The following is a 12,615-nucleotide window of genomic DNA, read 5'->3' as shown; positions in this document are numbered from 1 at the left end:
TAGTAATACGAAGAGGTAATGATTCATTTCATTACCTCTTTTTTATGCCCTAAGAAAAACTGTGTCTGTAATAAAAAAGGGTGGCTTTTGGCCACCCTTTCTATTAGCTATCTAATGGATTATTGTAAATCAAAACGATCTAGATTCATCACTTTAGTCCATGCTTTAACGAAGTCTTTTACAAACTTCTCTTTCGCATCAGCACTTGCATAAACTTCAGCTATGGCTCTTAGTTCTGAATGAGAACCAAATACTAAGTCGTAACGAGTACCTGTCCATTTCAATTCACCAGATTTTCTATCCGTTCCTTGGAATAGTTCCTTGGTTTCGTCAGTTGCCTTCCATACGGTAGACATATCTAGTAAATTAGTAAAGAACTCATTCGTAAGTGTTCCTACTTTATCCGTAAATACACCATGTTTAGAATTGTCATAGTTGGTTCCTAGCACTCTCATACCACCAACTAGAACTGTCATTTCAGGAATAGTTAGTGTTAGTAATTGAGCTTTGTCTACCAATAGACTTTCTGTAGATGTAGAAGTTTTTACTTTCAAGTAGTTACGGAATCCATCAGCAAATGGCTCCATGAAGCTGAATTGTTCTATGTCAGTTTGCTCTTGAGTAGCATCAACTCTTCCTTTAGCAAATGGTACTGTGATGTCCACTCCTGCATTTTTAGCAGCGGTTTCCACACCTACATTACCTGCAAGTACGATCAAGTCAGCTAGAGAAACCTTTTTGCTACCTGAAGTAGCATTGAATTCATTTTGGATTGCTTCTAGTTTATCTAATACGCTTGATAATTGAGTTGGGTTATTCACCGCCCAGAATTTCTGAGGAGCTAAACGAACTCTCGCACCGTTTGCTCCACCTCTCTTGTCAGATCCTCTGAAAGTAGAAGCAGATGCCCAGGCTGTAGAAACCATTTCAGACACGGTTAAACCTGAAGCAGCAATTTTTGCCTTCAATTGTGCTACATCTACATCGTCAATAGCTTCATAATCTGCTTTTGGAAGTGGGTCTTGCCAGATAAAATCTTCAGCAGGAACCTCAGGACCTAGATAGCGAGATTTAGGACCCATATCACGGTGAGTAAGTTTAAACCATGCTTTAGCAAAAGCATCAGCAAACTCATCCGGATTTTCGTAGAAACGTCTAGAAATCTTTTCGTAGATGGGATCAAAGCGAAGCGCCAAGTCAGTAGTTAACATAGCAGGAGCTTCTCTTTCTTCTTTGTTGTGAGCTTTTGGTACAGAATTAGCACCCGCTCCATGCTTAGGTATCCACTGATGAGCACCTGCAGGACTCTTAGTTAATTCCCAATCGTATCCAAATAAGTTCCAGAAGAAGTTGTTTGACCATTTTGTAGGAGTACTTGTCCAAGTAACTTCCAAACCACTTGTAATGGTATCTGCACCTTTACCTGAGCCAAAGCTACTGATCCATCCTAAGCCTTGAAGTTCCATATCAGCTGCTTCAGGTTCCGGACCTACATGTGCAGCATCTCCTGCTCCGTGAGTTTTACCAAATGTGTGTCCACCGGCGATAAGCGCTACAGTTTCTTCATCATTCATACCCATGTTTCCGAAAGTCTTACGAATAGCTTTAGCGGCCAATAGTGGATCTGGGTTACGATCTGGACCTTCCGGGTTAACATAGATTAGACCCATTTCAGTTGCAGCTAATGGATTAGCTAAAGCTTCCGGGTTACGGTGAGAAGCCACCCACTCTTTCTCATCTCCCCAGTAAATATCTTTGTCAGCTTCCCAAACGTCAGCTCTACCGCCACCGAAACCAAGAGTTTTGAAGCCCATAGTTTCCAATGCCACATTACCGGTTAAGATCATTAGGTCAGCCCATGACAACTTTCTACCGTATTTTTGTTTAACTGGCCAAAGTAATCTACGAGCTTTATCTAAGTTGGCATTATCAGGCCAGCTGTTCAAAGGAGCAAAACGCTGTTGTCCACGACCGGCACCGCCACGACCGTCTTGTAAACGGTAGGTACCGGCACTATGCCACGCCATACGAATAAAGAATGGACCATAATGTCCAAAATCAGCTGGCCACCAATCTTGAGAGTCTGTCATCAAAGCTGCGATATCCTTTTTTACAGCCTCTAGATCCAAGGTTTTAAACTCTTCCTGATAATTGAATCCCTCATCGTTAGGGTCTACTAGTGGAGAATGTTGACGTAAGATATCAAGACTCAAGCTATTGGGCCACCAATGCGAGTTTTGAGTACCTTCAGTGCTAATTTTTTCCTTATCCATCGTCCCATTGTGAAATGGACATTTGCTAATGTCGCCTGAAATGTTTTCCATGATTTTTGATTTAGTTTATACGGAGGTTCTGCCTCAATATTTTACGATATAAAATTACTGAATAGAAATGCATTGACAAAGAAAATTATTTTTATATTTGCTATTGACATTATCAATAATGTATGAATATCCAGCAATTACAATACATCATCGCTTTAGATCGCTATAAAAACTTTACTAAAGCCTCTCAGGCCTGCTTTATTACTCAAGCCACCATGAGTACTATGATCCGCCGATTAGAAGAAGAGTTGAAAGTAGTCATCTTTGATAGGAAGGCCAATCCCATCATTACCACGGATATTGGTAAGGAAATCATTGCCGAGGCGGAAAAAGCTTTGGTACATATCAAAAGAATGACAGAAGTAGCCAAAGAGGATGTCTACGAAGGCCCTGTAAGAATAGGTATCATCCCTACAGTGGCGAATTCACTTCTACCCAAAGTGTTAAAACCCTGGATGGAAGAATTCCCTAATCTGGAGTTTATTATCTCTGAAAGCACTACTGAACATTTGATTAGTCAATTAAAAGAGGACCAACTAGACTTTGGAATTGTCTCTACTCCTATACAAGCTAAAGGATTCTATACCGAAGTGCTCTATTATGAACCCCTGAAAGTGTATGGAAGAATAAGTACCAATAAAAAGTATCTAGCTTCTTCCGACTTACAAAACGAGACGAATTGGCTGTTAGAAGACGGTCATTGTATAAAAGATCAAATCATGAGTTATTGTTCACTGCAGAACAAAGATAATCAGTTGAGCAACCTACGATTCCAATCACACTCGTTCGAAACTCTCCTGAATATGGTGGATAGTTTTGGAGGATTAACCATTTTACCGGATCTGTACATACAAAATCTACCGGAGGAATTTCAAAGTAGAATAATGGAATTTGAGAAGCCTTATCCTGTGAGAGAAGTTAGCTTGATTGCGTACCGTACTGAAGTAAAATCTAATCTTGGGAAAGAACTAGCAGAGAAGATAAGGGAAACGGTTAATTTAGATATACCACTGAAAGACGCATTGGTGCTACAAGCAAAGTAGCACTTATAGCACCTTGTTAACCTTAAAATATTCTCCATCGTGAGAAGGAGCATTCTTGAGCCCTTCCTCTCTACTTAAACCATTATGTGCAATGTCCGACCGAAAATCGTTCACATTTGCATGTATATGAGTCATTGGAATAACACCACTGGTATCTACCTCTTCTAATTGTTGGATCCAGTTCAGAATCTGATCCGCATCCTGAGCTAATTGTAATTCTTCTTCCGGACTAAGTTCTAGTCGGGCCAAATTAGCTATTTTCTTGATGGTTTCTTTGTCGATAGGCATCTACTTCCGCTTGAATGATTTCGTACACTTCCAATTTCAACTCCTCAACACTCTTTCCTTCCACGGAAAGGGGAGGATGAACAATAACCCTAGGCCAATCCCAAAAGATTCGATCAGCGGGCATTATTTCATACAAATTTAAGAAAGATATTGGAACAATGGGCGTTTTGGTCTCTATCGCTAATGCAAAGGCCCCATCTTTAAAAGGTTGATGCATTTTAGGTATGTGCTTGCTTATAATTCCCCCCTCCGGCATAATAAATAAGCTTCTTCCTGAATGAAGAGCTTTAAGAGACATTTTATAAGAACGCATACGCGACGATTTATCAGACCGATCCACCTGTATATGCAATTTCCTAAACATATATCCTAATAACGGCACTTTCTTTACTGAACTCTTACCCATGTAGCAGAAATAGTTCCTGACTACTTTCATACCCATAGCGATATCCAGGTACGAAAAATGATTGGCTACAAAAATGTAGGTGTCCTTTTTATTTGGCACAAAGCGATAGTCCACCTGCACCCATAATCCTGAAATGAAGAAGAATAGATCAGCCCAAAGGTGGCAAAGTTCCGTTCCCCATCTATTCCAGGACTTCACTTGAATACACAGAAAGATAAATGGATACAGGAGGAGGAAAATACTAACCAACCAAAATACGCACCATATATTATAGAATACGTTAACGATCTTCCGCAACATGCTTTTTCAATTGGACAGGGGTAGTATTCTTTCTCATTTTCATATTAAGTAACTCCACGAAGAAAGAGAAGGCCATTGCGAAATAAACATAACCTTTAGGAACATGAACATAGAAAGCTTCTGCTACTAATAAAGTACCTATCAATAATAGGAAGGAAAGTGCCAAAATTTTAACGGTAGGATGTTTTTCTACAAAATCACCAATGGGCTTGGCAAAAATCAACATAACCCCTGAAGAGAGAATAATAGATGCAGCCATAACCGAAATAATGGTGGTCATACCAATTGCCGTTATAATGGAGTCTACAGAAAAGATAATATTGATAAGCAGGATATCAAATATAGCCCGACTGAGAGTGGCTGCAGATTTACCAGTACTTGTTTTATCACCATCTTCGCCTTCCAATTTATGGTGAAGCTCGTAGGTAGTTTTGTAAAGCAAGAATAATCCCCCACCTAGAATAAGCAAATCCTTACCAGAAATACCTAAGTGCCAAGGAAGCCCCAAATCATCTAAATAAAAAAGAGGAGTCTGTAATTGCAAGACAAATCCTAGTCCTAACAGCAAAAGCAAACGAAAAGCCATCGCCAGTAAAATTCCCCAGTTCCTTGCTTTCTTTTCTTCCTTAGATGGAAGTTTACCTGCTATCACTGAAATAAAGATGATATTATCCACTCCTAGAATAATTTCAAGAAGGGTAATGGTAAAAACACTTGTAAGAGCAGCAGAGGTGAATAAATCTTCCATTTAGTTGTTTGATTTCCGACAAAAATAAGAATTCAAACGAATGTATAATTAAATCTTAGGAATAATGGTAAAAAATTCTCTCAACTCTTAAAAAGAAGCACTTGACCAAACCAAGAAACCGTTAAAAACCAGTTGCATCTCCTCCAAAACCAACCTTCCTCTTGCACCACCCTCTTACCATGAGTGAGCACAGATACAATAAAAACTAAATTTGCCTTTAAAAAAGAGGACATCCAAAAAGCCTACGGCTTTTCAGGATTAATAATTATGCATCATTTAGTAATGAAATGGCCAAAAGGCTCTTAACAAGTTAAAACTAATGTTCCATAACTATTGGTTAATAGTTATTAATTAGCCGGCCCTGTCAAAAGAAACAAGTAAGGGTTAAACCAAGAAGAAACGACCCTTAAGCTAAAAAGCAATCGAGTAGGAAGATAGGGATTATTTCCCTATCTGTCCTCTCACACCACCCGGCATACGGATCCGTACCAAGGCGGTTTGTTAGAATAACGTCGTTTGATGCGTTGTTCTCCAGTAATAGTAGTCTGCAAATCCTTCGTAACCTAATTTAGTAAAGTATGAGTTTGTTAGCGTTGTTTGAACGATAGGGCTTGTCCCTGTCCGAGTATAGGATTTACGGGTGTTCGCATGTTGGTAGGCAAGCCAGCGTTTGGCTCCCAGTTTCATTAAGTTCCGAATTCGATTACCTGCGGTCTTCCATTGCTTCCAAAGCAGAACACGCAAGCGTCTTCGCACTAGTTCATCTAGTGTTACCATCACCTTCTTATTCGTTGCTATACGAAAGTAATCCACCCAGCCGTGAATAATTTGCCGTAGTTTAGTCAGTCGCTCATGCATAGGAGTAGCTGTATTACGTCGAGTATTTTGACGTAACTTCTCTCGGATTCGTTCGATACTCTTTGCAGAGATACGAATCTGCCAATCTCCTTGAGTTTTGAAGAAACTAAAGCCGAGTAAACTACTTTGGGAAGGTTTGCTTACCTTACTCTTTTCACGGTTCACTTTCAGTTTTAGTGTAGATTCGATGTAACTGGTGATGTTGCGCATAATACGAGTGGCGGATTTATTGCTCTTCGCGTAGATACTACAGTCATCCGCATAACGTACAAATCGATGTCCACGGGAGCTGAGTTCCGTATCCAGTTCGTTCAGGATGATGTTTGACAAAAGTGGACTTAAAGGACTGCCCTGTGGTGTGCCCTTGGTTCGCTTTTGTTCAAGACCATGATCCATAATCCCACAACGAAGGTATTTCCCGATCAGCGCTAGGACTCGACGATCCGTAATCTTCTTGCTCAAAAGATGCATCAGTATGTCGTGGTTCACTTGATCGAAGAATTGTTCCAAATCAAGTTCAACGACCCACGTGTAGCCCAAGTTCAGATACTCTTGCGCTTTAATGACGGCCTGATGAGCATTACGATTCGGACGGAAGCCGTAGCTGTTATCGTGAAAATCACCCTCATACTTTAACCCAAGCCATTGGGAAATGCTTTGCTGAATAACACGGTCGATGACCGTTGGGATACCCAGCATACGCTTGCCGCCACTTGCTTTGGGAATCTCTACTTTCCGAACAGCTTGTGGGCGGTAAGTGCCAGAGAGAATATCCGATCGCAGGGATTGCCAGTGCGTGTTAAGGTAGTCACGAAGATTATCGATCTGCATACCATCAACTCCGCTAGCACCTCCATTAGAGATGACACGATCAACTGCGTGTTTGACATTTCGGATGTGTAATATCTCTTCCAACATAGTATTACTAAAAAAAAAACCTCAGGCATTGTGTTCACTTCGTTGCACGACTCAGCTAAGCTCCTCTTGCATTTTACTATCAGTTTCCGACCTACCCTCATGCAAGCAGTTCTCTTATGTGGTTCGGCTTTTAACACTTCGTCATAAACTTCATGGTTCCTTTGCCATTCTAACATTCAGACCTTCCCCTGTATAAAGTAGAGAAGCAGGGTACTATGTCCTCTGCTGACTTCTGACTAAAGCATACTAGCATTATTATTCTGCTATATGTTTCTTCGCGGGCATTCGCGTATACCTTTGACAGAGTTTAGTCAGATCTCCCCAGGTAAGAACAATAACTTTCACCTCATATATCCGCTACATTTACCATAGTGTTTCCGTACAGTTTAGGGCTTTGGCTTGTTTTGCAGCCTCACCCAACACTTGCGGCCTTGTATGTAGTTTCTGTTCGTCGGATCGAGGTTTTGCCTCAGACTTCCTTCAGATTCCACCTCACGGTGGACACCCTTGTCATAAGCTAACACTTCCCACTGTAAAGGCGTGTTCGGGACTTACACCCTAGAGTTATTGCACATGCTGGGCACACAATCAAGTAGGAAGATAGGGATTATTTCCCTATCTGTCCTCTCACACCACCCGGCATACGGATCCGTACCAAGGCGGTTTGTTAGAATAACGTCGTTTGATGTGTTGTTCTCCAGTAATAGTAGTCTGCAAATCCTTCGTAGCCTAGTTTAGTAAAGTATGAGTTTGTTAGCGTTGTTTGAAGGATAGGACTTGTCCCTGTTCGGGTATAGGATTTACGGGTGTTCGCATGTTGATAGGCAAGCCAGCGTTTGGCTCCCAGTTTCATTAAGTTACGAATTCGATTACCTGCGGTCTTCCATTGTTTCCAAAGAAGAACACGCAAGCGTCTTCGCACTAGTTCATCTAGTGCTACCATCACCTTCTTATTCGTTGCTATACGAAAGTAATCCACCCAGCCGTGAATAATTTGCCGTAGTTTAGTCAGTCGCTCATGCATAGGAGTAACTGTATTACGTCTAGTATTTTGACGTAACTTCTCTCGGACTCGTTCGATACTCTTTGCAGAGATACGAATCTGCCAATCTCCTTGAGTTTTGAAGAAACTAAAGCCGAGTAAGCTACTTTGGGAAGGTCTGCTTACCTTACTCTTTTCACGGTTCACCTTCAGCTTTAGTGTAGATTCGATGTAGCTGGTGATGTTGCCCATAATACGAGTTGCGGATTTATTACTCCTCGTGTAGATACTACAGTCATCCGCATAGCGTACAAATCGATGTCCACGGGAGCTGAGTTCCCTGTCCAGTTCGTTCAGGATGATGTTTGACAAAAGTGGACTTAAAGGACTACCCTGTGGTGTGCCCTTGGTTCGCTTTTGTTCAAGACCATGATCCATAATCCCACAACGAAGGTATTTCCCGATCAGGGCTAGGACTCGATGATCCGTAATCTTCTTGCTCAAAAGATGCATCAGTATGTCGTGGTTCACTTGATCGAAGAATTGTTCCAAATCAAGTTCAACGACCCACGTGTAGCCCAAGTTCAGATACTCTTGCGCTTTACTGACGGCCTGATGAGCATTACGATTCGGACGGAAGCCGTAGCTGTTATCGTGAAAATCACCCTCATACTTTAATCCAAGCCATTGGGAAATGCTTTGCTGAATAACACGGTCGATGACCGTTGGGATACCCAGCATACGCTTGCCCCCACTTGCTTTGGGAATCTCTACTTTCCGAACAGCTTGTGGGCGGTAAGTGCCAGAGAGAATATCCGAGCGCAGGGATTGCCAGTGCGTGTTAAGGTAGTCACGAAGATTATCGATCTGCATACCATCAACTCCGCTAGCACCTCCATTAGAGATGACACGATCAACTGCGTGTTTGACATTTCGGATGTGTAATATCTCTTCCAACATAGTATTACTAAAAAAACCTCAGGCATTGTGTCCACTTCGTTGCACGACTCAGCTAAGCTCCTCTTGCATTTTACTATCGGTTTCCGACCTACCCTCATGCAAGCAGTTCTCTTATGTGGTTCGGCTTTTAACACTTCGTCATAAACTTCATGGTTCCTTTGCCATTCTAACATTCAGACCTTCCCCTGTATAAAGTAGAGAAACAGGGTACTATGTCCTCTGCTGACTTCTGACTAAAGCATACTAGCATTATTATTCTGCTATATGTTTCTTCGCGGGCATTCGCGTATACCTTTGACAGAGTTTAGTCAGATCTCCCCAGGTAAGAACAATAACTTTCACCTCATGTATCCGCTACATTTACCATAGTGTTTCCGTACAGTTTAGGGCTTCGGCTTGTTTTGCAGCCTCACCCAACACTTGCGGCCTTGTATGTAGTTTCTGTTCGTCGGATCGAGGTTTTGCCTCAGACTTCCTTCGGATTCCACCTCGCGGTGGACACCCTTGTCATAAGCTAACACTTCCCACTGTAAAGGCGTGTTCGGGACTTACACCCTAGAGTTATTGACCATGCTGGGCACACAAAAAAAGCCCTCAACTTTCGCTGAGGGCTTCGAATAAGAAACCGGCGTCTACCTACTCTCCCTGGTTTGATCCAAGTACCATCGGCGGTATGGGGCTTAACTGCTCTGTTCGAAATGGGAAGAGGTGAACACCCATCCTATTGACACCGTGAATGTCGTTAGGTAATTGTTAATGTTCAACTATTAATGGTTAATGATTTCTCATCAACTCATTCATTAATAATTAACAATTAATCATTAACAATTAGTATGTCTTTTTACATGACAACTGGAAAAACTGAGCTTTGATTTTTTTAAAATTAATAGAGCTCTCGGTTCATTAGTACTACTCGGCTTTGATGTTACCACCTTTACACCTGTAGCCTATCAACGTCATCGTCTATAACGTTCCTCTATGGAAGTCTCATCTTGAGGCCGGTTTCACACTTAGATGCTTTCAGCGTTTATCCTAACCATACTTAGCTACTCTGCCGTGCCCTTGGCAAGACAACAGATACACCAGAGGTATGTCCAATTCGGTCCTCTCGTACTAAAATCAGACCCTCTCAAACTTCCTACGCCCACCACAGATAGGGACCGAACTGTCTCACGACGTTCTGAACCCAGCTCGCGTGCCACTTTAATCGGCGAACAGCCGAACCCTTGGGACCTTCTCCAGCCCCAGGATGTGACGAGCCGACATCGAGGTGCCAAACCTCCCCGTCGATATGAGCTCTTGGGGGAGATCAGCCTGTTATCCCCGGAGTACCTTTTATCCTTTGAGCGATGGCCCTTCCATGCAGAACCACCGGATCACTATACCCATGTTTCCATCCTGCTCGACTTGTCGGTCTTGCAGTCAAGCTCCCTTATGCTATTGCACTCAACGCACGGTTACCAAGCGTGCTGAGAGAACCTTTGGAAGCCTCCGTTACTCTTTTGGAGGCGACCACCCCAGTCAAACTACCCACCAAGCGATGTCCCTCTTTGAGGTTAGAAACCAAATACCCAAAGGGTGGTATTTCAACGTTGACTCCCGAACGCCTAGCGACGCCCGTTCACAGTCTCCCACCTATCCTACACATCGAATATCCAGTCACAACGCTAAGCTATAGTAAAGGTTCACGGGGTCTTTCCGTCCCGTGGCGGGTAGACGGCATCTTCACCGTCACTACAATTTCGCCGAGCTCACGGCTGAGACAGTGCCCAGATCGTTACACCATTCGTGCAGGTCGGAACTTACCCGACAAGGAATTTCGCTACCTTAGGACCGTTATAGTTACGGCCGCCGTTTACTGGGGCTTCAATTCAGTGCTTCTCTTGCGATAACACCCCCTCTTAACCTTCCAGCACCGGGCAGGTGTCAGGCCTTATACGTCGACATTAATCTTCGCAAAGCCATGTGTTTTTGTTAAACAGTCGCCTGGGCCTATTCTCTGCGGCCTCATCGCTGAGGCTCCCTTTTTCCCGAAGTTACAGGGTTAATTTGCCTAGTTCCTTAGCCGTGAATCACTCGAGCACCTTAGGCTTCTCGCCTCGACTACCTGTGTCGGTTTACGGTACGGTCGATACATATCCATAACTTATCAGCTTTTCTTGGAACCCTATCCCCTAATTCGATTCGTCCGAAGACTCCTCTCAACGAACATTTCCGTCGGTTCGTATTAAGCTCAAGAATCCGTCCCTGAGATCGTAATATGCATCGGTGCAGGAATATTAACCTGCTTCCCATCGGCCTCTGCTCTCGCATTATCCTTAGGATCCGACTTACCCTCCGTTGATTGACATAGCGGAGGAATCCTTAGTCTTTCGGTGTGAATGGTTCTCACATTCATTATCGCTACTTATTCCTACATTTGCTTTTCTGTACGCTCCAACGCCACTCAAATGACGCATTCTCCGCATACAGAATGCTCCCCTACCCAAGATTACTCTTGACTAAGCTTCGGTACTATACTTTATGCCCGCTTATTATCGATGCCCGCCCCGCTCGACCAGTGAGCTGTTACGCACTCTTTAAATGATTGCTGCTTCCAAGCAAACATCCTGGCTGTCTCGGCAGTCAGACCTCCTTTGTTCAACTTAGTATAGATTTAGAGACCTTAGCTGTAGTTCTGGGTTCTTTCCCTCTCGGACTCGGACCTTAGCACCCGAGCCCTCACTGCTGTGTATATTTATCCGCATTCGGAGTTCGTCTGAATTTGGTAGGATGTGACTCCCCCGCATCCAATCGGTAGCTCTACCTCGGATAAACTCTCCACAACGCTGTACCTAAATACATTTCGGGGAGTACGAGCTATTTCCCAGTTTGATTAGCCTTTCACCCCTACCCACAGTTCATCCGAAAACTTTTCAACGTTTACCGGTGCGGTCCTCCATCCCGTGTTACCGGGACTTCAACCTGACCATGGGTAGATCACTAGGTTTCGCGTCTACAGCAACGAACTTAACGCCCTGTTAAAACTCGCTTTCGCTTCGGCTTCGTTCCTTAAAAACTTAACCTCGCTCGTTACCGTAACTCGTAGGATCATTATGCAAAAGGCACGCCGTCACTTCATCTCGAAGCTCCGACCGCTTGTAGGCGTACGGTTTCAGGTTCTTTTCACCCGGGTACTCCCCGTGCTTTTCACCTTTCCTTCACAGTACTAGTTCACTATCGGTGTCTCAGGAGTATTTAGCCTTGGCGGATGGTGCCGCCGGATTCAAAGGGGATTTCACCGGTCCCCCCCTACTCAGGATACTGCTCGTCCATCATCTCTTACGCTTACGTGTCTATCACACTCTATGGATGACCTTCCCAGATCATTCAGCTTAAGATAACTTTCTAAATGCAGTCCTACAACCCCCGGTATGCCGTAACATAACGGGTTTGGGCTATTCCGCGTTCGCTCGCCACTACTTGCGGAATCACTATTGTTTTCTTCTCCTATGGGTACTTAGATGTTTCAGTTCCCCACGTTCGCTTCACATGCCCTTTGGCATGGATTCTCTGGCTTCACCAGAGAGGGTTGCCCCATTCGGAAATCTACGGATCAATAGATATGTGCTCTTCCCCGTAGCTTATCGCAGCTTATCACGTCCTTCGTCGCCTCTGAGACCCTAGGCATCCCCCGTACGCCCTTCTCTTGCTCTAATAAAAACTCTTTCTTAACTCAGTCTTTCCAATGATGTCAATGTACGTTCTGCAAAGAAGTAAACTCCTTCACTTTGTGATCTTTCGTCTGT

The 12,615-nt window shown here is 43.4% G+C and carries 7 protein-coding genes and 2 rRNA genes; 1 reads left to right on the top strand and 8 read right to left on the bottom strand.

Annotated features, from left to right (window positions below):
- Nucleotides 1-119: 119 nt before the first annotated feature.
- A complete protein-coding gene (gene katG / locus LBYS_RS14050) occupies nucleotides 120-2,324 on the bottom strand; it encodes a catalase/peroxidase HPI (protein ID WP_013409507.1) in 2,205 nt (734 codons plus the stop codon).
- 122 nt (nucleotides 2,325-2,446) lie between these two features.
- Between katG and LBYS_RS14045 the strand changes: the two genes are divergently transcribed.
- Nucleotides 2,447-3,367, top strand: a complete 921-nt coding sequence (locus LBYS_RS14045; protein WP_013409506.1) for a LysR substrate-binding domain-containing protein — start codon at nucleotides 2,447-2,449, stop codon at nucleotides 3,365-3,367.
- A gap of 3 nt (nucleotides 3,368-3,370) precedes the next feature.
- Here LBYS_RS14045 and gatC read toward each other — a convergent pair whose 3' ends face one another.
- From gatC to LBYS_RS14010, 7 genes are all read right to left on the bottom strand, one after another.
- The gene (gatC, locus tag LBYS_RS14040; protein ID WP_013409505.1) at nucleotides 3,371-3,655 is read right to left on the bottom strand and encodes an Asp-tRNA(Asn)/Glu-tRNA(Gln) amidotransferase subunit GatC; all 285 of its coding nucleotides are present in this window, start codon (nucleotides 3,653-3,655) and stop codon (nucleotides 3,371-3,373) included.
- Nucleotides 3,618-4,259: a lysophospholipid acyltransferase family protein gene (locus tag LBYS_RS14035; protein ID WP_229310426.1), complete on the bottom strand. Its 642-nt coding sequence runs from the start codon at nucleotides 4,257-4,259 to the stop codon at nucleotides 3,618-3,620. Before LBYS_RS14035 ends, gatC begins: the two co-directional genes overlap by 38 nt.
- Nucleotides 4,260-4,341: 82 nt before the next feature.
- A complete protein-coding gene (locus tag LBYS_RS14030; protein WP_013409503.1) occupies nucleotides 4,342-5,109 on the bottom strand; it encodes a TerC family protein in 768 nt (255 codons plus the stop codon).
- Between the two features lie 501 nt (nucleotides 5,110-5,610).
- Entirely contained in the window at nucleotides 5,611-6,885 is a 1,275-nt protein-coding gene (gene ltrA, locus LBYS_RS14025; protein ID WP_049781352.1) for a group II intron reverse transcriptase/maturase, read from the bottom strand.
- Between the two features lie 667 nt (nucleotides 6,886-7,552).
- Nucleotides 7,553-8,827, bottom strand: coding sequence for a group II intron reverse transcriptase/maturase (ltrA, locus tag LBYS_RS14020; protein WP_229310425.1), 1,275 nt, complete (start codon nucleotides 8,825-8,827; stop codon nucleotides 7,553-7,555).
- A gap of 623 nt (nucleotides 8,828-9,450) precedes the next feature.
- Nucleotides 9,451-9,562, bottom strand: a 5S ribosomal RNA gene (gene rrf / locus LBYS_RS14015).
- Nucleotides 9,563-9,710: 148 nt separating this feature from the next.
- Nucleotides 9,711-12,525, bottom strand: a 23S ribosomal RNA gene (locus LBYS_RS14010).
- Nucleotides 12,526-12,615: the final 90 nt, after the last annotated feature.

The organism is Leadbetterella byssophila DSM 17132, from assembly GCF_000166395.1.
Lineage (GTDB): Bacteria > Bacteroidota > Bacteroidia > Cytophagales > Spirosomataceae > Leadbetterella > Leadbetterella byssophila.
This window is presented reverse-complemented; position numbering and strand designations above follow the sequence as displayed.